Annotated in this window: 23 protein-coding genes; 11 read left to right on the forward strand and 12 right to left on the reverse strand. The window is 68.2% G+C overall.

Annotation, left to right across the window (positions count from 1 at the left end; all coding sequences use genetic code 11):
* The coding region (locus tag JWP83_RS17015) for a thiamine pyrophosphate-binding protein (RefSeq protein WP_297732117.1) at positions 1 to 678 on the reverse strand (678 nt) is incomplete at its 3' end.
* A 79-nt stretch (positions 679 to 757) separates the two neighbouring features.
* On the opposite strand from JWP83_RS17015, the gene JWP83_RS17020 reads away from it, so the two are divergent.
* Entirely contained in the window at positions 758 to 2,179 is a 1,422-nt protein-coding gene (locus JWP83_RS17020) for an NADP-dependent succinic semialdehyde dehydrogenase (protein ID WP_297732119.1), read from the forward strand.
* Positions 2,180 to 2,187: 8 nt separating this feature from the next.
* On the opposite strand, the gene JWP83_RS17025 is transcribed toward JWP83_RS17020, so the two are convergent.
* Both JWP83_RS17025 and JWP83_RS17030 read right to left on the reverse strand, forming a co-directional pair.
* Entirely contained in the window at positions 2,188 to 3,129 is a 942-nt protein-coding gene (locus JWP83_RS17025; RefSeq protein WP_297732121.1) for a R2-like ligand-binding oxidase, read from the reverse strand.
* Positions 3,126 to 3,818 (reverse strand): TetR/AcrR family transcriptional regulator, encoded by a 693-nt coding sequence (locus tag JWP83_RS17030; protein ID WP_297732123.1) that lies wholly within the window; start codon positions 3,816 to 3,818, stop codon positions 3,126 to 3,128. Before JWP83_RS17030 ends, JWP83_RS17025 begins: the two co-directional genes overlap by 4 nt.
* A gap of 400 nt (positions 3,819 to 4,218) precedes the next feature.
* Between JWP83_RS17030 and JWP83_RS17035 the strand changes: the two genes are divergently transcribed.
* On the forward strand, positions 4,219 to 5,565 hold the full coding sequence (locus JWP83_RS17035; protein ID WP_297732126.1) for a cytochrome P450: 1,347 nt from the start codon (positions 4,219 to 4,221) through the stop codon (positions 5,563 to 5,565).
* 35 nt (positions 5,566 to 5,600) lie between these two features.
* On the opposite strand, the gene JWP83_RS17040 is transcribed toward JWP83_RS17035, so the two are convergent.
* On the reverse strand, positions 5,601 to 7,304 hold the full coding sequence (locus JWP83_RS17040; RefSeq protein ID WP_297732129.1) for an acyl-CoA dehydrogenase: 1,704 nt from the start codon (positions 7,302 to 7,304) through the stop codon (positions 5,601 to 5,603).
* A 121-nt stretch (positions 7,305 to 7,425) separates the two neighbouring features.
* Here JWP83_RS17040 and JWP83_RS17045 point away from each other — a divergent pair, with 121 nt between their 5' ends.
* Both JWP83_RS17045 and JWP83_RS17050 read left to right on the forward strand, forming a co-directional pair.
* The gene (locus tag JWP83_RS17045; protein ID WP_297732131.1) at positions 7,426 to 8,403 is read left to right on the forward strand and encodes a phosphotriesterase-related protein; all 978 of its coding nucleotides are present in this window, start codon (positions 7,426 to 7,428) and stop codon (positions 8,401 to 8,403) included.
* Positions 8,404 to 9,906, forward strand: coding sequence for an AMP-binding protein (locus JWP83_RS17050; protein ID WP_297732133.1), 1,503 nt, complete (start codon positions 8,404 to 8,406; stop codon positions 9,904 to 9,906).
* Here JWP83_RS17050 and JWP83_RS17055 read toward each other — a convergent pair.
* Positions 9,872 to 10,987: an acyltransferase gene (locus JWP83_RS17055; protein WP_297732214.1), complete on the reverse strand. Its 1,116-nt coding sequence runs from the start codon at positions 10,985 to 10,987 to the stop codon at positions 9,872 to 9,874. The genes JWP83_RS17050 and JWP83_RS17055 overlap by 35 nt on opposite strands.
* A gap of 249 nt (positions 10,988 to 11,236) precedes the next feature.
* Between JWP83_RS17055 and JWP83_RS17060 the strand changes: the two genes are divergently transcribed.
* Both JWP83_RS17060 and JWP83_RS17065 read left to right on the forward strand, forming a co-directional pair.
* Entirely contained in the window at positions 11,237 to 12,538 is a 1,302-nt protein-coding gene (locus JWP83_RS17060) for a DUF3068 domain-containing protein (RefSeq protein WP_297732136.1), read from the forward strand.
* Positions 12,539 to 12,559: 21 nt separating this feature from the next.
* Complete coding sequence (locus tag JWP83_RS17065) at positions 12,560 to 14,263, forward strand: hypothetical protein (RefSeq protein ID WP_297732138.1); 1,704 nt, start codon at positions 12,560 to 12,562, stop codon at positions 14,261 to 14,263.
* On the opposite strand, the gene JWP83_RS17070 is transcribed toward JWP83_RS17065, so the two are convergent.
* Positions 14,247 to 15,401, reverse strand: a complete 1,155-nt coding sequence (locus JWP83_RS17070) for a glycosyltransferase family 4 protein (protein WP_297732140.1) — start codon at positions 15,399 to 15,401, stop codon at positions 14,247 to 14,249. The genes JWP83_RS17065 and JWP83_RS17070 overlap by 17 nt on opposite strands.
* Positions 15,402 to 15,558: 157 nt before the next feature.
* Between JWP83_RS17070 and JWP83_RS17075 the strand changes: the two genes are divergently transcribed.
* Complete coding sequence (locus JWP83_RS17075; protein WP_297732216.1) at positions 15,559 to 16,320, forward strand: class I SAM-dependent methyltransferase; 762 nt, start codon at positions 15,559 to 15,561, stop codon at positions 16,318 to 16,320.
* Between the two features lie 44 nt (positions 16,321 to 16,364).
* Positions 16,365 to 17,831: an aldehyde dehydrogenase gene (locus tag JWP83_RS17080; protein WP_297732142.1), complete on the forward strand. Its 1,467-nt coding sequence runs from the start codon at positions 16,365 to 16,367 to the stop codon at positions 17,829 to 17,831.
* A 106-nt stretch (positions 17,832 to 17,937) separates the two neighbouring features.
* Here JWP83_RS17080 and JWP83_RS17085 read toward each other — a convergent pair whose 3' ends face one another.
* Positions 17,938 to 18,732 carry a crotonase/enoyl-CoA hydratase family protein gene (locus JWP83_RS17085; RefSeq protein ID WP_297732145.1) on the reverse strand — a complete coding sequence of 265 codons (795 nt, stop codon included), beginning with the start codon at positions 18,730 to 18,732 and terminating at the stop codon, positions 17,938 to 17,940.
* Positions 18,733 to 18,939: 207 nt separating this feature from the next.
* On the opposite strand from JWP83_RS17085, the gene JWP83_RS17090 reads away from it, so the two are divergent.
* Positions 18,940 to 19,068: a hypothetical protein gene (locus JWP83_RS17090; protein WP_297732148.1), complete on the forward strand. Its 129-nt coding sequence runs from the start codon at positions 18,940 to 18,942 to the stop codon at positions 19,066 to 19,068.
* Positions 19,069 to 19,157: 89 nt separating this feature from the next.
* On the forward strand, positions 19,158 to 19,724 hold the full coding sequence (locus JWP83_RS17095; protein ID WP_297732229.1) for a TetR/AcrR family transcriptional regulator: 567 nt from the start codon (positions 19,158 to 19,160) through the stop codon (positions 19,722 to 19,724).
* Between the two features lie 40 nt (positions 19,725 to 19,764).
* On the opposite strand, the gene JWP83_RS17100 is transcribed toward JWP83_RS17095, so the two are convergent.
* From JWP83_RS17100 to JWP83_RS17115, 4 genes are all read right to left on the reverse strand, one after another.
* Positions 19,765 to 20,061 carry a hypothetical protein gene (locus JWP83_RS17100; protein WP_297732152.1) on the reverse strand — a complete coding sequence of 99 codons (297 nt, stop codon included), beginning with the start codon at positions 20,059 to 20,061 and terminating at the stop codon, positions 19,765 to 19,767.
* Positions 20,058 to 21,551, reverse strand: coding sequence for a class I adenylate-forming enzyme family protein (locus JWP83_RS17105; RefSeq protein WP_297732153.1), 1,494 nt, complete (start codon positions 21,549 to 21,551; stop codon positions 20,058 to 20,060). The genes JWP83_RS17100 and JWP83_RS17105 overlap by 4 nt, the downstream gene beginning before the upstream one ends.
* Before the next feature lie 136 nt (positions 21,552 to 21,687).
* On the reverse strand, positions 21,688 to 22,467 hold the full coding sequence (locus tag JWP83_RS17110; RefSeq protein ID WP_297732155.1) for a cutinase family protein: 780 nt from the start codon (positions 22,465 to 22,467) through the stop codon (positions 21,688 to 21,690).
* Positions 22,468 to 22,570: 103 nt separating this feature from the next.
* Complete coding sequence (locus JWP83_RS17115) at positions 22,571 to 23,110, reverse strand: isoprenylcysteine carboxylmethyltransferase family protein (RefSeq protein ID WP_297732158.1); 540 nt, start codon at positions 23,108 to 23,110, stop codon at positions 22,571 to 22,573.
* Between the two features lie 99 nt (positions 23,111 to 23,209).
* Between JWP83_RS17115 and JWP83_RS17120 the strand changes: the two genes are divergently transcribed.
* Positions 23,210 to 23,800, forward strand: coding sequence for a TetR/AcrR family transcriptional regulator (locus JWP83_RS17120; RefSeq protein WP_297732161.1), 591 nt, complete (start codon positions 23,210 to 23,212; stop codon positions 23,798 to 23,800).
* Here the strand turns inward: JWP83_RS17120 and JWP83_RS17125 are convergent.
* Positions 23,797 to 24,588, reverse strand: a complete 792-nt coding sequence (locus JWP83_RS17125) for a crotonase/enoyl-CoA hydratase family protein (protein ID WP_297732164.1) — start codon at positions 24,586 to 24,588, stop codon at positions 23,797 to 23,799. The genes JWP83_RS17120 and JWP83_RS17125 overlap by 4 nt on opposite strands.
* Positions 24,589 to 24,689: the final 101 nt, after the last annotated feature.

A 24,689-nucleotide genomic window follows, 5' to 3' on the forward strand; every position in this document is an offset into this window, starting at 1 on the left:
GAACTTCTCCGAGAATCGCACCAATGCATCGGTCGCGTCGGAGCGCGCGGCACCGTGCCCGGCCAACAGCACCGGCCGCACGGCCTTACGCAGGATGTCGACGGCGCGCGCCACCTGGCGGACGGCCGGCGCGTCAGCGCGAACGACGTTGCGGGGCAACGGACCCAGGTCGTAGTCGGCTTCGTCGGCGTCGATGTGCTCGGGCACGGCCAGGTACACCGCTGCCGGGCGTTCGGTCTCGGCGAGCTTGAACGCTTTGCGGACCATCTCCGGTATCGCCTCCGCGGTCGGGATACCGGCGGCCCACCGGGTGATCGGCGCGAACATCGACACCAGGTCGACGTACTGGTGCGACTCCTTGTACTCCCGGTCCTGGCCCACCTGCGCGGAGATCGCCACCACCGGGGTGCTGTTGGTGGTGGCATCGGCGACGCCGAGTTGCATGTTGATGGCGCCCGGGCCCAGGGTCGCCGACACCACCGCCGCCCGGCCGGTGACGCGCCCATACATCTCCGCCATGAACGACGCCGCCTGCTCGTGCCGGGTGAGCACGTACCGGATGCTCGAGGATGCCAGCGCCTGCACGAAGCGGATGTTCTCCTCGCCGGGCACCCCGAAGACGACGGCAACGCCCTCGTTTTCCAGGCACTTGACCATTAGCTGAGCCGCTGTACTCATCCGGCACCTCCCTCGAGGAACGATAGTGGCAGGCTAGATGTTGAACCTTTCACAACCATCGCAAGCGAAGGACGTCAGCATGGCGATCGCCACCATCAACCCGACCACCGGCGAGACAGTCAAGACCTTCACCCCGGCAACCGACGCGGAGGTCGACGCAGCCATCGCGCGCGCCCACGAGCGATTCCTCGACTACCGCCACTCCACCACCTTCGCTCAGCGCGCCGAATGGGCGAACGCGACGGCCGACCTGCTGGAAAAGGAGGCCGACGACGTCGCGGCGATGATGACCCTCGAGATGGGCAAGACGCTGGCCTCGGCCAAGGCCGAAGCGCTCAAGTGCGCCAAGGGTTTTCGCTATTACGCCGAGAACGCCGAGAAGCTGCTGGCCGACGAGCCGGCCGACGCGGGGAAGGTTGGCGCGAAGAAGGCGTACACGCGTTACCAACCGATCGGCGTGGTGCTGGCCGTCATGCCGTGGAACTTCCCGCTGTGGCAGGCCGTCCGGTTCGCCGCGCCGGCGCTGATGGCCGGCAACGTCGGCATCCTCAAGCACGCGTCCAACGTACCGCAGTGCGCGCTGTACCTCGCCGACGTCATCGCCCGCGGCGGCTTCCCGGACGGCTGCTTCCAGACGCTGCTGGTTCCCTCCAGCGCCGTCGAGACCATCCTGCGCGATCCCAGGGTCGCCGCGGCGACCCTGACCGGCAGCGAGCCGGCCGGCCAGTCGGTGGGCGCCATCGCCGGTGACGAGATCAAGCCCACGGTGCTGGAGCTCGGCGGCAGCGACCCGTTCATCGTGATGCCGTCCGCGGACCTGGACGAGGCGGTCAAGACCGCGGTCACCGCCCGGGTGCAGAACAACGGCCAATCCTGCATCGCCGCAAAGCGGTTCATCGCCCACGCCGACATCTACGACGCGTTCGTCGACAAGTTCGTCGAGCGGGTGAAAGCGTTGCGGGTGGGCGACCCTACCGACCCGGATACCGACGTCGGTCCCCTGGCCACCGAGTCGGGCCGCGACGAGGTCGCCAAGCAGGTCGAGGACGCGGCCGCGGCCGGCGCGGTGATCCGCTGCGGCGGCGAACGCCTCGACCGGCCGGGGTGGTTCTACCCGCCGACGGTCGTCACCGACATCACCGAGGACATGGCGCTCTACACCGAGGAGGTGTTCGGCCCGGTCGCCTCGATATACCGTGCCGAGAACGTCGACGAGGCCATCGAGATCGCCAACGCCACTACCTTCGGGCTGGGATCCAACGCCTGGACGGACGACGAGGCCGAGCAGCAGCGCTTCATCGACGACATCGAGGCCGGACAGGTCTTCATCAACGGGATGACGGTGTCCTACCCCGAGCTTCCGTTCGGCGGGGTCAAGCGGTCGGGTTACGGTCGCGAGCTCGCGGGCCTCGGGATCCGCGAGTTCTGCAACGCCAAGACCGTCTGGGTGGGACCAGCCGAGTCCGGCGATTCCGGCGGCGGCAAGAAGAAGGTCGAGTAGCCGCGCCGTTAGGCGGACGCGGACGCCAGCGCCCTCTCGTCCTCGTCGGCGAAGGTGTCCTCCAGCTGCACCGGTGAGTAGTCGAGGTCGATTTCGCCGAGCGGGCGCCCGCGTGCGCTGCTGATGGTGCCGAGCCGGCGCATCCCCTTGTCGGCGGCATACTGCATGAACTCGTCCACCGAAAGGCCGAAGGGCATCGGGTCGTACAGGGCGAAGCCCTCTTCGATGAGGCGCAGCCCGAGCGGCATCAGCTCGTTCATGCGGTTCTCGAAGACCTCCCAATTCGCGTCGTCGGCGGCGACATGGCGCCGGCAGGTGAAGGTGCCCCACGCCATGTGGCGTCGCTCGTCGTCGCCGATCCGCCGGACCAACTCCTGCATGCCGGGAAGGATTCCGCGTTCCACGCAGATCTTGTGCCAGCCGAAGTAGCCGGTCAGCGCCAACATGCCTTCGACCATGTGGTTGTAGGTGACGGACGCCCGGACCTGGGCGGCCGGTGAAGGATCGGTAGACAACGCGTTGAGGCAGGCCGGCAACTCCTCGTAGAAAATCGTTCGGTACGTGGGGATGTCGTCCAGGTAGGCGTGCAGGTCGTCGGTGACGCCGACCGCGTCGAGCCACATGCGGAACACCTGCACGTGCTTGGCTTCCTCGAACGCGAACTGCGTCAGATACATCTCGTCGCCGAGCCGGCCCTCGGCCCGCATCGCCGCCATGAACGGCTGAATGTCCTCGGTCACCGCTTCCTCCCCGGCGATGAACTCGGCGCACAGCCGGGTGGCGTAATGGCGTTCGTCGTCGGACAGCGCCTCCCAGTCCGCGCGGTCGCGGGAGAAGTCGATGTCGGCCGGATTCCAGAACTTCGCGTTGCCGCCGGCGAACAGCTTGAGCGGCAGGCTGTCCCAGTTGAGTCCGCCCGCAACCATCGAGCCCGAATGTGTACGTGTCATGTGACCTCCTCAGATCGCATCGAGGCTGAATTCAGCGACGCATGGGGTTCCGCGGAGAACGCCGCCGCCAGGACCGCGACGAGCCTGCGCACGGCCAGCGCCGGCTGCTCCGGCGTGGGCTCGTCGAGCCCGAGGACCGGGTCCAGCCCGCGCATGTAGGGGGCCAGCGCCAGGTGCGGAAAGATCATCAGCAACAGCGACAGCAACACGCCGGTGTCCGCGTCGGGACGCAGGTCTCCGCGCGTTTTCGCCGCGTGCACCAGCGGCCGCAACACCTCCAGGTAGTGACGATTGCTGACGCTGCGCACGCTGATGCGGGCCTCGGTGTCCACCTCGAGACTGACCGCGGCGTGCAGCGCGCGCTCGTGCGGATGCTCGGCGTAGTAGGCCACCCAGCCGTCGAGCAGGTCGGTGAGGTGTTCGAAGAACGGCCGGCTCGGACCGAGCTCCTGGATCAGGTCCTCCATGTAGGCGCGGACCCGTTGGCTGGCGACGTCGGTGACGTATGCGTAGAGATCGCGCTTGTCCGCGAAGTACTGGAACAGGCTGCCTTTGGCGACCCCGGCCCGGCGGGCGATGACGTTGAGGCTGCCACGGGAAAACCCGTGCGCGCCGAACTCGGATTCCGCGGCCTCGATCACCGCCGCGCGGCGAGCGGGGTCGACGCGCGCCCAAGTCACGGTCGGCATTGCGGCCCCCTAACGTCGATGACCACTGGTCATTCTACGGTGAGCCACGTCACAGTCAAGAGATTCTGGTGGCCGGGCGCGAACGCTGGACGGCCGAGTAGCCAACTAGGCAGGACCAATGTGAAGGGTCATAATCCGCCGAGCCCCATTTCTCAATGTCGCCTCGTTGAACTGCAACGCACTGTTTTGATTACTCGTTCGGCCGATTCCGTCGCCAGTCAGGGCATTTTTAGACCCAGGCCTGGCGAATCCTCGCGCAGTGTCAATCAGTCGCGTGGTGTCCCCACAGAGTTAAGTGGCAGTGCGCGGGGAAACAAGTACTCGTTTTCGCGTTTCCTCGCGGGAGTCATGTAAGGCTTCCGATGTCCCGTTGTGGCTCGAAGCAAAGGAAGTAACCGTCATGACCGCACTCGGTAACCACAGGGCAAAACGACCGGGTATGCCGCTCGGCGGCCAAACAGAGACGACCACAACCAGCACCACTCGCTTCAGCGCGAATCTCGTTAAAACCGCCGTAAGTGGTACCGCCGGTATCGTCCAGGACACGGTTATTTCACGGGTCAGACACCGTAACAGCGCGAAAGACCTCGTAACGCGCTTCAATCCCTTCTCGCCGGAAGTGATCGCGAACCCATACCCGGAATACGATTTACTCCTCGCTGGGCCGCCGGTGCGCTACAACCCTCGACTGGGAATTTGGATCATCCCCCGATTCGCAGACGTGCGAGCCGGGCTTTTTGACCACGAGCGACTGTCCTCCACGGAAGGCTGGAGCCGCATTCGCTTCAAGTTGGTGGCGGGCACATCCGACCACGCGCGGTGGCGCCGGCTGGTTAATCCCGCCTTCACACCGAGAGCACTCGAGGTCTGGCAGGCCGCGATTGAACAGCTCACCGATCAGCTCATCGAGCGCATGATCGCCATGCCGAGTCCCGACGGGCTACGCGATTTGGCGGAGCCGTTGCCCGTTCGCCTCATGACCCACATGTTCGGGATTCCCGAAGCCGACCATCCCCAGTTCCTCGCCTGGGCCAACGCCCTGATTGAGGGGTCGTTCGTGGAACTCGGTCGACGAACCTTTGGCGTAGTAAGGCGCATGGGCCGGGCCACGCTCGCACTGCGCCGGTATCTGATGCCCCTGGTCGAGGAACGCCGCCGAAACCCCGGCGACGATCTGATCTCGCTGATGGCCCTGGCCGAGGACGCCGAGCCCCTTACGACCGAAGAAGTTTTCTGGGCTCTCACCACGCTGATTATGTCTGGCGGCCACACCACCACACAGTTGCTCGGCGGCTTACTGCATACGTTCACTCTCCGTCCCGACATCTACGACACCCTCCGCGGCCAGCCCGGTCTCATTCCCGCGGCTATTGAGGAGCAGCTGCGTTTCGAGTCACCAGTCCAAGGGTTCTACCGCACCGCAATAGAGGACTACGCGATCTCGCACCATGTCATCCCCCGGCGGTCCCGGGTGCTGCTTATGTTCGGTGCCGCCAATCGCGACTGGCGCCATTTCGACCACCCCGATATGTTCCGCCTCGACCGCGATCCCATAGATCATCTCTCGTTTGGCATCGGTATTCACTACTGCCTGGGTGCCCACCTGACACGCCTGGAAGCGCGCCACGTCATCAGCCATCTGACCAAGCGAGTCGCCGGGCTCGAACTAACCGGACAGCCACAACGGCTGCACAACGCCACAATGCGGGGCGTGACGACCCTTCCCCTGCGCCTGGTGCCTGTCTAATCCTTCGGGTCCGAACTTGCCGGGTCTGTTCAGACTTATGGCCGCATCTGGTACGCGCCGTTGAGCGGCAGGACGTGCTCCTTCCAGACCTGGTCGTAGCTCGCGGCGTCGTGCACCGGCCGCCGGATCATCCGCATCGCGAACCGTGCCTGCTCGTCGCTGGTCGCGCGCTTGTCGCTCAGTTCCACCGCGTAGCCATTGAAGTCGCGCACCAGCACGGCGAAGATCAGGTCGAGCAGCGCTTCGTCCACACCAGACACCGCCGCCTCCTCGAGGATGAGCTGGGCGTAGGGGACGATGGCGAACAGTTGCCCGACGGCGAAGGCGAAGTCGACGTCCTTCTGCTGCGCCGCGTCGGGGGTGGCGCTGGCGAGCATCTCGGCGAGCACGTCGATCTGACCGCGCAGCAGCGTCACGTTGGGCAGATGACCGTAGCTCTCGAACGGCGCGCGCCAGTCGTGGAAACGCACCTTGCCCAGGCCACCGGTCGGCCCCTGAGCGAACAGGAACGTGTCGTCGGCGGCGTCGTCGCGGCGGCCGATCGCGGGCAGCGTGGCGTCCGTGGCGAACAGGAAGTTCGGCATGAATTTGCCGAGCAGGCCGATGTTGATGTGCACGGTGCCTTCCAGCCGCGGCAGGAGGCCGATCTCGCGGGTCACGGCCTCGAAGAAGGTGTCCTTCTCCACCCCCTTGGCGGCGATGACGTCCCACAGCGCGATGACGACGCGCTCGCCTTCGCTCGTGATCTTGGCCTTGGTGAGCGGGCTGTAGAGCAGGTAGCGGCGGTCCTGCGCCGACGCGCTGCGCATGTAGTCGCACGCCCGGGTCGCGACGAGCCGCATGGCGGCCAGCCGGACGTAGGCGTCGGTGAGCAGCCGCCGTACGTGGGTGAAGTCGGTGACGACGGTGCCGTACAGGATCCGGTTGGAGGCGTGGGTGACCGCCTCGTACATGGCGTGGGTGCACATGCCGACGGCACCCCAGCCCAGGTTGTACTTGCAGACGTTGACGGTGTTGAGGGCCGCGTGGAACGCCTCGGGTCCCCGGTGCAGCAGGTCGGCCTCGGTCACCGGATAGTCGCGCAGGGCGTAGTTGGCGACGAAGTTCTGCGAGTTGACGACGTTCTTGATCAGCTCGTACCGGTCGTCCTGGGAGTCGGCCGCGAAGAACACGTACTCGTCGGTTCCGGCGATCTTGCCGAAGGTGGACACCATCCGAGCCACGTTGGCGTTGCCGATGTAGTACTTCTCCCCGTTGGCCGTCCAGCCGCCAACCCCGTCCGACGGCGTGAGGATCATGTCGGTCTGGTAGACGTCGGCGCCGTGGGACTGCTCCGAGAGCCCGAAGGCGAACACCTCGCCGGCCTCGAGCTGGGCGGCGGCCTTGCGTTTCGCGTCCTCGTTGGCGCTCATCCAGATCGGGCCAAGGCCCAGCGCGGTGACCTGGAACGGGTACCAGTAGCTCAGCCCGTAGAAGCCCACGATCTCCGCGAACTCGCTGATCCGGTAGGTGTCCCAGCGGCAATCGTCGGAGCCGTACTCGGACGGCGTCAGCAGGGACGCGAAGATCCGCTCGCGGCCGATGTGGTTCAGAAAGTCGGAATACCACGCGCGGTCGTGGTCGTCCTGCTTCAGCCGCGCCTTGCCGCGGGACTCGAAGAAGTCCACCGTCGCGGCCATGATCTCCCCCGAGCGACGGTCCGGGTAGCGGCGCTGCAGGTGGTTGGGATTGAGCAACATGGCGACTCCCGGGGGATTCCTACAAAGACGAGGCTGACGGTACTTCAATACCGCGGCCGTGGGGCGCACCGGACAAAACACCACTGTCGGTTGAGCACCGACTCGACCTAAAGTCAGTCACGTGTCAGAACTCAATACCGCTCGGGGCGCCATCGATACCGCCGATCTCGGCGTGACGCTCATGCACGAGCACGTGTTCGTCATGACCACCGAGATCACCCAAAACTATCCCGAGGCCTGGGGCGACGAGGAACAACGGGTGGCCGACGCCATCAACCGGCTGGGCGAGCTGAAGTCCCGCGGGGTGGACACCATCGTCGACCTCACGGTGATCGGGCTCGGACGCTACATCCCGCGCATCGCGCGGGTCGCGGCGGCGACCGAGCTGAATATCGTTGTGGCGACCGGCCTTTACACCTACAACGACGTCCCGTTCCGATTTCACTACCTCGGCCCGGGCACACCGCTGGACGGCCCGGAGATTATGACCGACATGTTCGTCCGCGACATCGAGGAGGGTATCGCCGACACCGGCGTCAAGGCGGGCATCCTCAAATGCGCCACCGACGAGCCCGGCGTGACTCCCGGCGTCGAGCGGGTGCTGCGCGCCGTCGCCCAGGCGCACAAACGCACGGGGGTGCCGATCTCCACGCACACGCACGCGGAGAGCCGGCGCGGGCTCGAGCAGCAGCGCATCTTCGACGAGGAGGGCGTCGACCTGAGCCGGGTGGTGATCGGTCATTCCGGTGACAGCACCGACCTCGACTACCTTGAGGAACTGATCGACAACGGTTCCTATATCGGGATGGACCGGTTCGGTATCGACGTATACCTGCCGTTCGAGGATCGGGTGAACACGGTGGCGCGGATGTGCGAGCGCGGCCACGCCGACAAGATGGTGCTGTCGCACGACGCCAACTGCTACTTCGACGCGCTGCCCGAAGAGCTGCTGCCGCTGGCCGCGCCCAATTGGCACTACCTGCACATCCACAACGACGTGATCCCCGCCCTCAAGGAGCGCGGCGTCACCGACGAGCAGTTGCACACCATGCTGGTCGACAACCCGCGCCGCATCTTCGAGCAACAGGGCGCGTACTAATTGACCAGGGGTGAGCCGGTCGCGCCGATCGGCACCCAGATTTCGCAGCTTGCCCGACGGGCTCCCGACGAGCCCGCGGTCACTTGTGACGGGCGGACCATCACCCGCGGCGAACTCGACCGGTCGACGAACCGGTTGGCCCGGGCGTATGCCGAGCGCGGCGTCGGCGTCGGCGACTACGTGACCATGGTGCTGCCCAACTCGATCGAGTGGATCCAGGCCGCGGTCGCGTGCTGGAAGCTGGGCGCGGTGCCGCAGCCGCTCTCGGCGCGGTTGCCGGATGCGGAGCTGCAGGGTCTGCTGGAGGTGCGGCCGCGCGCCCTGCTGGTGGGCCGCGGAGGCGATCGCCCCGAAATACCAAGCATGCCAGCCGGTTTCATTCCAGACCCGGCGTTGTCCGATGCCGCATTGCCGGAGGCCGTTTCGCCGGTGTGGAAGGCGATGGGTTCGGGCGGCAGCACCGGGCGACCCAAGCTCATCGAGTCCGGCGGTGACAGCCGGATACCGGCCGCGGTCGGCTACCCGCTCGGGGCGCAGGAGGGCGACACCACCCTGGTGCCGATCCCGCTGTCCCACAACACCGGCTTCACCACCGCGACGATCGCTTTGCTGATGCGCCATCACCTGGTGCTGATGAGCCGGTTCGACCCGCAGGGGTTCCTCGGGTTGATCACCGACCATCGGGTGACGTTCCTGACCACGGTGCCGACGATCATGCAGCGGGCGCTTCCGGTGTACCACGCCGACCCGGGCGCTTACGACCTGTCGTCACTGCGGCGGTTCTGGCACATGGGGGCGCCGTGCCCGCCCGCCGTCAAGCAGGCCTGGATCGACCTGCTGGGTCCCGAAGTCGTCTGGGAACTCTACGGCGGCACGGAATTACAGGCGCTCACCTTCATCCGCGGCGACCAGTGGCTTACCCACCGCGGCTCCGTGGGCACGGTGGTCGCCGGGGAGATGAAGGTGCTCGGCGACGACGGCAAACCCTGCCCGCCCGGCGTGGTCGGCGAGATCTACATGCGCCCCGCCCCCGGCAGCGCGCCGACCTACCGCTACGTCGGCGTCACCGCGAAGACCCGGGACGGCTGGGACTCGCTGGGCGATGTCGGCTATTTCGACGCCGACGGGTTCCTGTACCTGTCGGACCGCCGGGTCGACATGTTCACCGTCGGGGGCCGCAACGTGTACCCCGCCGAGATCGAGAACGCGCTGTCGGCGCACCCGGAAGTGATGTCCTGCCTCGTCGTCGGTGTCCCCGACCCGAACTCGGGGGACCTGGGGCAGGTGCCGTACGCCCTCGTGCACGCGGCCGAGGGGTCCGCGTTGGACGCCGACGGCGTGAAAGCCTTTTTGCGCGAACGCATCTCGTCGTACAAGGTGCCGCCCACCCCCGACTTCATAGAATTCGTCAGCACCCCCCTGCGCGACGACGCCGGCAAAGCGCGGCGGTCGGCGGTGCGCGCCGAGGTCATGGCGCGACTGCGTCCGCCTCAGCGTCTATGACCTGGGTTGCTTTCGGTTCTGTCGGCTTTCCGCCCAGCTCCCAGCGGCGCAGCGCTTCCCGGCACGGGGATTCGACAAGCCCGTAGCTCACCGCGGCGATCGCCCAGCCGAAGATTAGTGTCAACGCCAGCACCGAGGGCATCCGGCCGGTGAACGGGAACGTCCCCAGCACCGGGAACACCATCGCCAACGCGGCCAGGTGCCACACGAACAGGCCGTAGGACCAGCGCCCCAACGTCACCATGGCGGTGCTGCCCAGCACCCGGTGCGGCGTGTCGACCCGGTCCAGCACCAACGGCGCGACCAACGCGAACGCCACCAGGGCGCCCGCCGCCGTCTTCACCGCGAACTGCGTGGCGGTGCCGGGCACCAGGCCCTCCGGGCCGGCCAGCGGGGACGCCGCCACCAGGTAGGCCAGCACCGCCACGACGGCCATCACCACGCGCTGGCGCGCCAACCGGTGCGGCACGCCGATCCCGCTGTGCGCCCACTCCGCCAGCAACATGCCGGCGGAGAACCAGGAGAAGAAGGCCGGCGGCCAGTTCAGCGGGTTGATCCCCGAAGCGCCGTGTAGCGGCACCCAGCCCCAGGCCCAGCTGAGGCCCGCCAGCGCGGCGATGGCCGGCACCCGCGCGCGGACCGGGAGGCGGCGGGCCAGCAACGCCAGAATGGGCAGCGCCAGGTAGAAGCTGACCTCGACGGAAAGGCTCCACATCTGCGTCAGGCCACCGGTCAGGGTGAGCGGCACGTAGATCTGGGTGAGCGTCAGGTTGGCCAACCACACGGTCGGGCTGGCGTGATCCGCGTCGGGCAGCAGCGTCAGGATCACGACGACGGCCACCACGTAGGCGGGCATGATGCGGACGGCCCTCGAGCGCAAGTAGTGCCCGGTGCGTGGACGCGGCCCCAAACCCCTTGCCGCCGCCGCGTGCCCGCGCCACAACAGGAATCCCGACAACGCGAAGAACACCGCCACGGCGAGGTCGAACCGGCCGAACAGCCGGCCGGCGGCGCCGCTGGAGTGCCCCGTCTGGAAGGCGACGTGTGTGACGACCACGCCCATGGCCGCGCACGCGCGCATACCCTCCACGGCGGGCAGGAAGCCGCGGATTCCTCCCACCTGTTGGCCATCGGTCACGGTCACAAGTGTGCCCGTCGGTTCTCGGCCGACGAATCGGGTGCACCCGAACCACCCGGCGCCCTGGCTATGGGTTGCTAAGTCGGGGCCTTAAATTCTGCTGTTAGGGTCGAACGGGTTTGCCACGCTGCTTGGTCAGGTCGGAGCGGGTCGCGGCCGACGAGACCTGGGACACGAGGAGGGCACAGCAACGTGAACCGAGCAGTCATGTTGCGTTTCGCCGCGTGCGCGATCATCGGACTCGGAGCCGCCCTGCTGATCGCCGCGCTGCTGCTGTCGACCTACACCAGCGGCCGGATCGCCAAGATCCCGTTGAACCTCGACGCCACGTTGATCAGCGACGGCAACGGAACCGCGCTCGACTCCGCGTCGCTGTCCGGCGACCACCTCGTCGTCAACCAGAACGTGCCGTTGGTGTCCCAGCAGCAGATCAGCGTCGAATCTCCCGCCAACGCCGACGTTGTCACGCTGCAGGTCGGCACCTCGGTCCGGCGCACCGACAAGCAAAAGGACAGCGGCCTGTTGCTGGCGATCGTCGACACCGTCACCCTCAACCGCAAGACCGCGATGGCCGTCTCCGACGACACCCACCCCGGCGGCTCCGTGCAAAAGCCGCGCACCGTCAATGACGAGAGCCCGCCCACCGCGATCTCGCTGCGGCACGAGGGGCTGTCCTACCGGTTCCCCTTCCACACGGAAAAGAAGACGTACCCCTATTTCGATCCGATCGCGCAGAAGCCGTTCGACGTCAACTACGACAGCCAGGAAGACGTCAACGGGCTGACCACCTACAAGTTCACGCAGAACGTCGGCTACAACGCCGACGGCAAGCTGGTGGCTCCGGTGCCGTACCCGACGCTGTACGCCGACCAGACGACGGACTCCAAGTTCACCGCCTCGGCGGCGATGTGGGGCGTCCAGGGCGGCGATCCCAACGAACAGATCACCATGACCCGCTACTACGCGGCGCAGCGGACCTTCTGGGTGGACCCGGTGTCGGGGACCATCGTCAAGCAGACCGAGCACGCCAACCACTACTTCGCCCGTGATCCGCTCAAGCCGGAGCTGACGCTGGCCGATTACAAGGTCACCTCGAACGGAGACACCGTCGAGGCCCAGGTCAACGCGGCCCGCGATGAGCGTGACCGGTTGGCGCTGTGGTCGCGGGTGCTGCCCATCACGTTCACATCGGTCGGCCTGATCGCGCTGATCGGCGGCGGAGTACTCGCCTCCTTCAGCCTGCGGACCGAGAGCGCGCTGACCGACCCGGGCCTGGACCGGACCGACCAGGAATTCTTCGGCCGCCCCGGGCTCGAGGAACCGGTGCCCGGCGCCGAAGCCGAGACCGAGAAGCTGCCCACCCAGCGGCCCGCGACGCAGGAGGATGAGGGCCCGCCCGGCGACGCACCCACCCTGGGCGCCGACGAGCCGTCCTATCCGGGGCCGCCCGACGCGGGACCACCGGAGTCACCGGGTCCCCCCGAACGGGCCTAGCTTTCCCTGGAGGCGCTGACCGTGCGCTGGACCCGGCCGGGGTACGCGCTGTTGCTGGCGCTCCTGGTGGTTGGGCCACTCCTGGCGCCCGGGTACCTGCTGCTGCGCGACGCGGTGTCGACGCCACGGTCGTATCTGTCCGATAGCGCCCTGGGGTTGACGTCGGCGCCGCGGGCGACGCCCCAGGACTTCGCGGTGGCGCTGGCCTCGCACCTGGTCGACGGCGGCGTCGTGGTCAAGGCGCTGCTCGTGGCGGGCCTGTGGCTCGCGGGATGGGGCGCGGCCCGGCTGGTCGCCACGGCGCTGCCGTGCGCGGGGGCGCCGGGCGAGTTCGTCGCCAGCACGCTGGCGATCTGGAATCCCTATGTCGCCGAGCGCCTTCTGCAGGGCCACTGGAGCCTGCTGGTCGCCTATGGCGGCCTGCCCTGGGTCGCGACGGCGATGCTCAGGCTGCGGTCGGCGCGGGATGCCGGCTGGTCTGGCGTCTTCGGCCTGGCGTCCTGGGTGGCGCTGGCCGGGCTGACCCCGACGGGCCTGTTGCTCGCCGCGACGGTGGCGCTGGTCTGCGTCGCTGCCCCCGGTGCGGCCAGACCGCGCTGGCTCTGCGCCGCGGCGACCTTCGCTGCCGCGCTGGTGGCGGCGGCGCCCTGGCTGACTGCCGCGTTGCTGGGCTCGTCGTTGAAAGCGCACACCGCGGCGAACGCGTTGGGGGTGAACGCGTTCGCGCCGCGGGCCGAACCCGGCCTGGGCACGCTCGCCAGCCTGGCCAGCCTCGGTGGCATCTGGAACGGCGAGGCCGTACCGGGTTCGCGGACAACGCTTTTCGCGCTCTCCTCCGCCGTGGTGCTGCTGGGGATGGTGGCGGCCGGGTTGCCGGTGGTGGTGCGTCGTCGCGCGGCGGTTCCGCTGCTGGCGCTGGCGGCGGTGTCCGTGCTGGTGCCCGCCGCTTTGGCGACCGGCCCGGGCCTGCACGCGCTGCGCGCGTTGGTCGACGCCGCGCCCGGCTTCGGTGTGCTGCGCGACGGGCAGAAGTGGGTGGCGCTGGCGGTGCCGGGCTACTCGCTGGCGGGCGCCGGCGCCGTGGTGACGCTGCGACGGTCCCTGCGGCCTTCGCTGGCGGCCCTGGTCTGCTGCCTCGCGCTGATCCTGGCGCTGCCCGACCTGGCGTGGGGTGCGTGGGGCAGGGTCTCGCCGGTGCGCTACCCGCCGGGGTGGGCCGCGGTGGCGGCGGCGATCAACGCCGATCCTCGGACCGTCGCGGTGCTGCCCGCCGGCACCATGCGGCGGTTCTCGTGGGCGGGGCAGGCGCCGGTGCTGGATCCCCTGCCCCGCTGGCTGCGCGCCGACGTGCTGACCACCGGCGACCTGGCCATCTCGGGGGTCGCCGTGCCCGGGGAGGGCGATCGCGCCCGGGCCGTGCAGGACATGCTGCTGGCCGGGCCCGACCCGGCCGCGTTGGCCCCGGCCGGCGTCGGGTGGCTCGTCGTCGAATCGGACAGCGCCGGTGACATGGGTGCGGCCGCCCGCACGCTGGACGCGCTGACGCCGGTCTACCGCGACGACGAGTTCGCTCTGTACCGGATCGGCGGCGACACCGCCGATGTTTCTCCCGCCCGGCGCGCCGCGACGCAGATCGCACACCTGGCTTGGTTGGCGTTGCTTGTCGCGGGCGCCGCGGGAGCCGCGGTCTACGCGTGGCGGCGCCGGGCTAGACGACCCCGCTGACGAACTCGCCGACCTGTACCGCGTGGAGCACGCTGGCCATCGCGTCGGCGCTTTGGGTCCAGGAGAACTCGCCGCTGCGGGTCTGGGCCTTGGCGCCGAGTTGATCGCGCAGCACCGGGTCGCGGAGTAGTCGTTCGAGGCGGTCCACCAGCTCGGCGTGGCTGTCCACCAAGAGCCCGGTCACCCCGTCGACGATCGAGTCGGATAGGCCGCCGGCGCAGCGGTAGCCGATGGTGGGCACCGCGTGCTGCGCAGCCTCCACGACCGCCAGGCCCCACCCCTCCTTGCGGGACGGCAGCACGTGCACCCAGGAGCTCTGCAGCACATGGTGTTTGGTCACGTCGTCGACATGGCCGTGGAAGGTCACGGCGTCGGACATGCCGAGCCGTCGTACGTGGTCGACGAGCCGCTGCCGCCACCAGCCGTCGCCGACGATGTCGAGGTGCAGGCCCGGTATTTGCGGCCGCAGCGCCGCAACCGCTTCCAGCGCGTCTTCGATCTGCTTGTGCGGCACCAGCCGCGACAGCACGACCACCCTCGGTGCGCCCGAGCGCGGGCCGGACAACGATGACGCCGGCGCCTCGTCGAGGCCGTTGCGCACCACCGCGATCTGCTCGTTGCGCACGCCGAGCGCGACCAGGTCGCGGGCCGACGGCAGCGACACCGTCACGTACTGATTGCGCCGGTTCAGCCGTGGTGACAACCTCGACTCGACAAACCAGCCGATCCGGCCCAGCACCGGCCCGGCCACCGGCCACTGCGCGCGGTGGCAGTGGTGCACCAGCACCACCACCCGCCGGCCGTACACCAGCCGGGCCAGGAACGGCAGACCGTTCTGGGTGTCGACGACCACGTCGGGCCGCACCCGCCGCAACGGTCCGAGTCCGATGCGCGCCGCGGCCATTGCCAGCAGCGCCCACACGTACACGGAGTACCGGCCGCCGGCGCGGTCGATCCGCACCCCGTCGACCACTTCGCGGCGGGGGGCGCCCGGAGACCGGGCGGTGCGCAGCGTGACGGCAATCCCCGACGCGGCCAGCTGCGCGCCGACGCGCTGCAAGTAGGCTTCGCTGCCGCCGCCCTGCGGGTGCCCGATGTCGCGCCAGCACAGCAGCAGGACGGAGCGGAGAGCAGGCATTACTGGTCAGCCTAGCCGCCGGCGCGGTGTGGCCGCCGATTCGGTCACGTCCGCCACACTGACCTCTTCCCGGTGCAGAGACGGATGTGACAACAGTGACTGGAAGCCGCCGCGCGCGACCCGGCCGTAGGGTTGGCCGGTGGCCGTCGCCTCTCCAATCACGCGGGTTTTCGCGCGGCGGGCGAAGCTGCGCCGGTCGCTGCGCTTGCTGGCGGAGTTTCGCTACGAGCGGTCCGACCCGGCCCGGTTCTATCGCGCCCTGGCGGCCGATACCGCGGCGATGGTCACCGACCTATGGCGCGGGACCCATGGCGAGGCTCCGGTGGGCCGCACGCTGCTCGACGTCGGCGGGGGCCCGGGATATTTCGCGGCGGCGTTTGCCGATGCCGAGATCCGCTACATCGGCGTGGAACCCGACCCGGGCGAGATACACGGGGCCGGGCCGGCTTTGGCTGCGGCGACCAATTCGTTCGTCCGGGCCTCGGGCGTGGCGCTGCCCTTCGCCGACAATTCCGTCGACATCTGCCTTTCCTCTAACGTCGCCGAACACGTGCCGGGGCCGTGGCAGCTCGGCGCCGAGATGCTGCGGGTGACCAAGCCGGGCGGGCTGGCCGTCCTCTCGTACACCGTCTGGCTGGGCCCGTTCGGCGGCCATGAGACGGGCCTGTGGCACTACCTCGGCGGCGCCCGGGCCGCCGCGCGCTACGCCCGCAAACACGGTCATCCGGCCAAAAACAACTACGGGTCGTCGTTGTTCGCGGTGTCGGCCGCCGACGGCCTGAGCTGGGCCGCCAGCACCGGCGCCGAGGTCGCCGCATTTCCGCGCTACCACCCTCGATGGGCGTGGCGGCTGACGTCGGTGCCGGTGCTGCGCGAGTTCCTTGTGAGCAATCTCGTGCTGGCGCTTGCACCCCGATAATGAAACATGTTCTCGTTTTGCTTCGGCTTGGGTAGGGTGGCGCCATGACCGACGTTAAGACCGAATACGACAAACTTTTCATCGGCGGCAGGTGGACGGAGCCGTCGACCTCCGAAGCCATCGAGGTGCACTGCCCGGCCACCGGTGAATACGTCGGCAAGGTGCCGCTCGCGGCGGCGGCCGACGTCGACGCGGCGGTCGCCGCGGCCCGCGCCGCCTTCGACAGCGGCCCCTGGCCGACGACACCCCCGAAGGAGCGCGCGGCCGTCATCGCCAGGGCGCTGCAGCTGCTCGAGGAGCGCAAGGAGCAGTTCGCCAAGCTGCTCGCCGACGAGACGGGTCAGCCGCCGATGACCATCGAGACGATGCACTGGATGGGGTCGATGGGGGCGATGAGCTTCTTCGCCGGCCCCGCCGTCGACCAGGTCAAGTGGCGGGAGATCCGCAACGGCTCCTACGGGCAGACGATCGTGCATCGTGAGCCCATCGGTGTGGTCGGCGCGATCGTGGCGTGGAACGTGCCGCTGTTCCTGGCGGTCAATAAGCTGGGCCCGGCGCTGCTGGCCGGCTGCACGGTGGTGCTCAAGCCGGCAGCCGAAACACCTTTGACCGCAAACGCTTTGGCGGAGGTGTTCGCCGACGCCGGCCTCCCCGAGGGCGTGCTGTCAGTGGTGCCCGGCGGGATCGAGACCGGGCAGGCGCTGACCTCCAACCGGGATGTCGACCTGTTCACCTTCACCGGCAGTTCGGGTGTCGGCAAAGAGATCGGCCGCCGCGCCGCGGAAATGCTCAAGCCGTGCACCCTGGAGCTCGGCGGAAAATCGGCGGCCATCGTCCTCGAGGACGTCGACCTGGCCTCCGCGGTCCCGATGATGGTGTTCTCCGGGATCATGAACACCGGGCAGGCCTGTGTGGGCCAGACCCGCATCCTGGCGCCCCGATCGCGCTACGAGGAAATCGTCGACGCGGTAGGCACTTTCGTGCAGGCGCTACCGATCGGGCCGCCGTCGGACCCGGCCGCCCAGATCGGGTCGCTCATTTCCGAGAAGCAGCGCGCCCGGGTCGAGGGCTACATCGCCAAGGGCATCGAGGACGGCGCGCGGCTGGTGTGCGGCGGCGGCCGTCCCGAGGGTCTGGAAAACGGATTCTTCGTGCAGCCCACCGTCTTCGCCGATGTCGACAACAAGATGACGATCGCGCAAGAAGAGATCTTCGGGCCGGTGCTGAGCATCATCCCCTACGACACCGAGGAGGACGCGATCAAGATCGCCAACGACTCAGAGTACGGCCTGGCCGGCAGTGTGTGGACCAGCAACGTGCCGCGGGGCATCGAGATCTCGGAGAAGATCCGCACCGGGACGTACGCGATCAACTGGTACGCGTTCGATCCCTGCTGTCCGTTCGGCGGTTACAAGAACTCCGGCATCGGCCGCGAAAACGGGCCGGAGGGTGTCGAGCACTTCACCCAGCACAAGAGCGTGCTGATGCCGATGGGCTACACGCTCGAGTGAGCGGCCGGCCTCGCCGACCGTGAATTCTGCGACGCGACACGCCGATTGAGCGTCGTGTGGTTCACACTCGACGGTCAGCTGGACGCCCGCTGGGCCTCGCCGCGCATCAGCGTCCCTGGAATTTGGCCTGTCGCCGTTCGATGAACGATCGCACCCCTTCGGCGGCGTCCTCGCTGGCGAACAGCACGGTCACGTCGGGGCGCAGGCGCTCGATCGCGGCCGCCTCACCTTGTTGACGGGCCAGCTGGGCCGACGCCAGCGTGGCCCGCACCCCCAACGGTGCGGCGCGCTCGGCGATGGTGTTCGCGATCTCACGCCCCCGGGCCAACCCGGCGGCCGCGTCGTCGGCGACCTCCTGAACCAGCCCGATCCGATACGCCTCGGCCGCGTCGAACTCGTCGCCGGTGAGCAGCCAGCGCATGGCGTTGCCCCACCCGGCGTCGCGGGGCAGCCGGACCGTCGCGCCGCCGAACGGATAGATCCCGCGCTGCACCACCAGCTGCGTGAACCGGGTCCCCGCCGCCGCGATGCGGATATCGGCGGCCAGCAGCAGCTCGATGCCCAACGTCATGCACCAGCCGTGCGCGACGGCGACCAGCGGTGTGGTCCACTGGCCGTCCAGCCGCCAGGGGTCGCGGCCGTCGTCCGGGAAGGCCAATTCCCCGGCCGCGATGCCGGGGCCGACGTCGACCAGGTCCAGGCCGGCGGTGAAGTGGTCGCCGTGCGCGAACAGCACGCCGGCCCGCAGCGAGTCATCGGATTCGAGCAGCGCATACGCACGGGCCAGGTCGGCGAGCATCGCCCGGTCGAATGCGTTGCGCTTGTGCGGCCGGTTCAGGCCGATCAGCAGGACGTATCCATCGCGCTCGAGGGACACGGTGTCGAGGTTCGGAAGGGCCATCGGCTCAGTGAAGCGCAGGCCTACTGATTATGCAATAAGCCATAGAAACCGGATTGTTATGTTCGCGCTGACCAGGACCGTCGGCAGCGCCGGTCTCCCATTTGTGGTGTTGCTGGGCTTACATAGGGAATAAAAGTTGCTTACTCGACCGATGTCTCATATGGTTCTAAGCATAATCATGGGCTGCACTCAGGCCGGGAGAAAACTATGTGGATCATCGAACTCAATGTCGCCGGCTATCAGTTCACGCGTGAGATGCCCGACATCAAGCGGCCGTTCCGGTTCAGCCCGCGCAATATGCCCTGGCCGGTACCGCGGCATTCACACGCTGCATGACCCTCGTCACGCGAGGTGCGACAGTGCCGACTACCCTCGATGCCAAGGCGGGACCCGCGCCGGCCAAGCGCTGCGACACCCGCAAAAAGATGTTGGTCAGCGCCGCCCAGGTGATGCGTGAGCGCGGGGCCGCGGGGGTGACCATCGATGAGGTGCTGGCCCGCAGCGGCGCGCCACGCGGCTCGGTGTACTACCACTTTCCCGAAGGGCGCAATCAGATCCTGACCGAGGCACTGCGCTACTCGGGTGAGTCCATGACCGCGATGATCGACGACGCCGCCGGCTGGGGCGCCCGGGCCCTGCTGCGCGAGTTCGTCGACTTCTGGGAACGGCTGCTGATCGAGGGCGACTTCGCGGCCGGCTGCCCGGTGGTGGCTGCGGCGATCGGCTCTGACGACGGCGATCCCAACCTTTCCGGCGAGGCCGGCGCGATCCTGGGCCGCTGGTGCACCGCCCTGACCCGGGCGTTCACCAACGATGGCTTCGACGACGCGGATGCGGCCTCGCTTGCGGTGACGTCGATCGCCGCCCTGGAAGGAGCCATCGTGCTGGCCCGCTCGACCCACCGCATCGACCCGCTGCATCAGGTGGGTGAGCAGCTCGAATTCCTGATCAAGGCACGGGAATTCGTCATTCGCAACAAGATCGGGCAGTAGCGCGCCGGCTCAACCGGCCAATAGCGGCGCATACCGACCGTCAGTCGCTGGCCGGCAGCGGCTTGACCTCCTTGAGCTGCAGCGCGGTCTGCCCGACGCTTAGGCTTCCCGCGCCCGGCTTGGTGACCAGCACCTCGGCGCCGGTCTCGTCGACGTAGCGCTTGCCCATCACGGTGCCGTCGGCGAACGCCGGGTCGAGCTCGCCGGACCGCTCGCCCCCTATCGGCACCATCGGCGCGCCACCGCAGCGCAGGTCGTCGAGGCTGTCGCTGCTTCTGACGACGATGACCTGGGTGTCGCACACCTGGCTGGCGAGGCGGGTTCCGTTCTTGATCATGCGTGCAGTCCTTCTAGCTCCTGGATGATCTCCCTGCGCAGCACCTTGCCGGTAGGGGTGGTTGGCAGCTCGTCGCGAAACACTACGCGGTCGGGGGTACGCGAGCCGCGCAAGCTCTTGCGGACGTGCTCACGGAGTTCCTCGGGGTCGGGATCGATTCCCGCGGCCGGCACCACCACGGCGACGATCGCCTGGCCCCACTGCGGGTCCTCCACACCGACCACGGCGACGTCGCGCACGTGGGGGTGTTCGATCAGCACCTCTTCCAGCTCGGCGGGCGCGATGTTCTCTCCGCCGCGGATGATGGTGTCGTCGCTGCGCCCGCCGATGAACAGGTAGCCTTCCTCGTCGAGCATGGCGATGTCTTTGGTTGGGAACCAACCGTTTTCGTCGAGCACCGAGCCGATCCCGGTGTAGCGGCCCGAGACCTGCTCGCCCCGCACGAACAGCTCGCCGGTCTGGCCCGGCGGCAGGATGTTGCCGTCCTCGTCGCGGATCTCCAGCTCGATGCCGGGGACCGGCCGTCCGACCGACCCCAGCCGTTTGACCACGGCGAGATCGGACGCCGCTTGCGCCGCGCGGTGGTCTTCGGGACCCAGCACGGCGAGCGTCGAGCTCGTTTCGGTCAGTCCGTAGGCGTTGACGAAGCCCACGTGTGGCAACAGTTCGAGCGCCCGGCGGACCAGCGGCAGGCCCACTTTCGAGCCGCCGTAGGCGAGGTTGCGCAGCGACGGCAGCTCGTGACCGCCGCTCTCGAGAACTGTGACGACGCGGTCGAGCATGGTGGGGACCACGGTCGCGGTGGTCACACGCTCGGCGTCGATCAGCCGCACCCATTCGTCGGCGTCGAAGTTGGGCAGGTAGACCATCTTTCGGCCGGCGTACAGGTTCGAAAGCGCGGCCCCCACGCCGGCGATGTGATACGGCGGCACGCAGATCAGGGCGGCGTCGCTTGGATCCGCCGACTCGAACTCGACCGTACCGGTCACGTAGCTGGTCAGGTTGTTGTGCGAGAGTTCGACGGCCTTGGGCTGCGACGTGGTGCCCGATGTGAACAGCACGATCGCCACGGACTCCGGGTCGGGGAACTCTGCGGCCGGCTCGCTGTCGCGCGCGGCCGCCAGGAATTCGTCGGACGACATCACCCGATCGGACGCGTCCCCGATCATGTCCCGGTAGCGGTCGTCGACGACCACCAGGGGTTCGGGCAGCCGCTCGATCAGCGCCTGGATGCCGTCCGTGGAGAGCCGGTAATTGATCGGCGTGAAGGTCAGCCCGGCGCGCGCGCTGGCGAAGATCAGCACCGGCAGCATCGCGCCGCCGGTGCCCACGTAGGCGACGTGCTTGGCACCGGAAGCCGCGATGACACCGGCGCCTCCGTCGGCGAGATCGCTGAGCCGCTGCGCCGTCAGGCGCAGGTCTCCCGAGACGACCGCCGTGCGCTCGGGGTTGCTCGACGCGGCCATCTCCAGCAGCAACGAAATGCTCATCCTCGATCTTTCTGGATCTCAGCCCTTTACAAATCTAGTCCGCAGTGTAACCGAGCCGATTAACTGCCCGGAGCGACCGGCGCGACGCCGGGTTCGTGGCAGCCGTCCCGATGCGCAACAAAAGCTGCGTCAGGGATTAACCGCCAAAGCCTCCGCCTGCAGACGGAGACCCGAGGACCGACGCCGGCGCGCCCGGACCCGCACCCGCTGGCCCGCCAGGACCTTCTGCGGCAAGACGATCGGCCGCGAAGGCCGCGCCCCTGTCAATGATCGCGACGTTGCTCGGATACGACATATGTACGCCGAAATTCATCCCATCGGAGCAGATCGGGTCCTCCGGAGCGCACACCTTGGTGGTCTTGGCCTGATAGAGCGGGCCAATGACGACCGGCGGCTCGCCGAAGAAGTTCATCGCCCGGTCGCTCGGCAATGCGAAGAGCACGACCGAGGAGACGTGGTTGGCCACGTCGGGGTCCATCGGTTTGGGTACCGTCGCCGGATCGATTCCGTTCGGTACCTCTGCCGAGGTGACGAAGCCCATCACGGCCGCGCCCTGGGAATAACCGCCGAGCACCATCTTGGTGTTGGGGCAGTCGTGCGCCATCGAAATGACATGCGCGCCCGCGTCCCTGATGCCCTCCTGGCCCGCGCTCGTCCAGTCATGGGTAGCGGGGTAGTTGACCGGATATACGTCAAACGACTTTGCGCCAACGCGCGGGCGCAGGGAGTCGACGAATGCTTGTCCGGTCGGGCCGACACCGGGAGGGTCATCGGTACCGCGAGCGAACACCACCTGAACGTCCGGACACGGATCGGCGGCGGCGACGGGGATTGCGGACGCGAGGACGGACGCGCTAACGCCAGACGCCGCGACCACCGCAGGAGCGAGGAAACCAGGGATGTGGGGTGCGATCATGCCGCAGAGGTGCCCCTGCCTGCGATTGCCTAAACCGCGGATTCGCTCCACCTCCTCGACGCGCGGCGCGACAACCCCCGTCGTCTGAGCCCGCGTGTGGCCGTCATTCGCCGGCGGTCCAGGGCATGATCCGGGGAATCCAGCGCGGAACGTTGCGCCGGTAGTCGACGTATTCGCTGCCATACCGCTGGGTGAGATGGGGCTCTTCCCAGAACCGAATCGCGGTCGCCTGGAACGTCAAGAAGATCGCGAACCAGACCAACAGCGAGCCGGACGCGGTGACGGCCGCCTCGCCGAGCAGGATGCAGAGCACCCCGGTGATCATCGGATTGCGCACGTGCCGGTAGGGCCCCCGCACGACCAGGTGGACCGGTTCGCCCATTACGTCGCCCAACCCGAGCGTCCCTTCGCCCACGTGGTCGAACAGCACGTTTGTCCAGATCATCAGGCCCAAACCGGCGGCGATCAGCAAGCAGCCGACCGCGACCAGCGCCGCCGTCAGGGGGGCACCTAAGTGCGACGTCCCCACGCCAGACGGGATCACGATCAGGGCCGGGACGACGAGCGTCACCGTCACCGGGAAAAGCACGACGGACATCAGGTGTCGCCACCAAAGCCGTCGTTCGCGGGTGCTTGTCGCCATGTCAGACCTCCTCCAGATACTTCAACCATCGCTGAACAAATCCGAGGCTACGCCCGCCGCGGTACAAAGGTCAACGCTTGTTGAAGTATGCTGTGGCGCATGGCGGAGGCCCGGCGGGCGGGGCGGTGGCGCACCGGTCAGCAGAGCAGGCAGCGCATCATCGACGCGGCGCGCGAACGTTTCATGCGCGACGGGTACGACAAGGCCACGGTCCGCGCGATCGCCGCCGACGCCGGCGTGGACGTCGCGATGGTCTACTACTTCTTCGACAGCAAGGAAGGGCTCTTCACCGCGTCGGCGCTCACCGGGCCCGAGCACCCGCTGCACCAGCTGGGCACGCTCCTCGACGAGGGCACCGGGCAGATCGGTCCGCGGCTGGTGCGCCGCTTCATCGAGCACTGGGAGGAAGGCGGCGTCTTCGAGCCGTTCATGACGCTGTGGCGTTCGGCGGCCATCCACCCCCAGGCGCGAAAGGTGTTGCACGACAGCCTCGCCGGCCCCATCGCCAAGCGGATCGCGGCGGAATTCGGGGTGGCCGATGCCGAGCTACGGGTCGAGCTGGTGGCCAGTCACCTGGCCGGGCTCGCGTTCGCGCGCTACCAGCTGAAGATCGAACCGCTCGCGTCGACCGCCGTCGACGACCTGGTCGGGTGGCTGGGGCCGACGGTGCAGCGCTATCTGACCGATTAAGTTCCGGTCCAGCGCGGCGGGCGCTTCTCCGCGAACGCGATCGCGCCTTCCTTGGCGTCGTTGGATACGAACACCGGGCCCAGGATCTTGGTCTGCTCCGCCCACCTGGACTCCGGGGTCCAGCCGCGGGACTCGGTGATGATCCGCTTGGTTGCGGCCACCGCGAGCGGCCCGTTGGCGGTGATCTTCTCGGCCAGCGCGATCGCCGCCTCCAGCGCCTCGCCCGGCTCTGCCAGCACGTTGACCAGCCCGAGTTCATGGGCGCGCTCGGCCGGCAGGTTGTCGCCGGTGAGCGCCAGCTCCATGGCGATCGCATAGGGGATGCGCTCGGGCAGCCGCAACAGCCCGCCGCCGCCGGCCACCAGCCCACGCTTGACCTCAGGGATGCCGAACGCCGACTCGCGCGACGCGACGATGAGGTCGGTGGCCAGCGCCAGCTCGGTGCCGCCGGCCAGGGCGAACCCTTCCACCGCGGCGATCAGCGGCTTGGCCGGCGGGCGTTGGGTGAACCCCATGCCGCGGCCCTCGACGACGACGTTCTCGCCGCGGGCGAACGCCTTGAGGTCCATGCCCGCGCAGAACGAGCCGCCCGCGCCGGTCAGGATTCCCACCGACAGGCCGGTGTCGCCGTCGAGCCGATCCACGGCATCGGCCAGGCCCCGGCTGACCGCGGCGTTGACCGCGTTCTTGGCCTTCGGCCGGTTGATGGTGATGATCAGGATCCGATCCCGTTGCTCGACCAGGACTTCGGGTTCGCCCACGCTGGCCTCTTCGCTCCCAGTGCTCACGGTGCTGCGCAGCTCCTTCGGATATCAGGTGGCTTCGGATGGGGGTTGTCCGACCCGATGGTAACGGCCGACCGGAACGCCATAGACACCAGCCGAGAGTG

Source organism: Mycobacterium sp., assembly GCF_025965855.1.
Lineage (GTDB): Bacteria > Actinomycetota > Actinomycetes > Mycobacteriales > Mycobacteriaceae > Mycobacterium.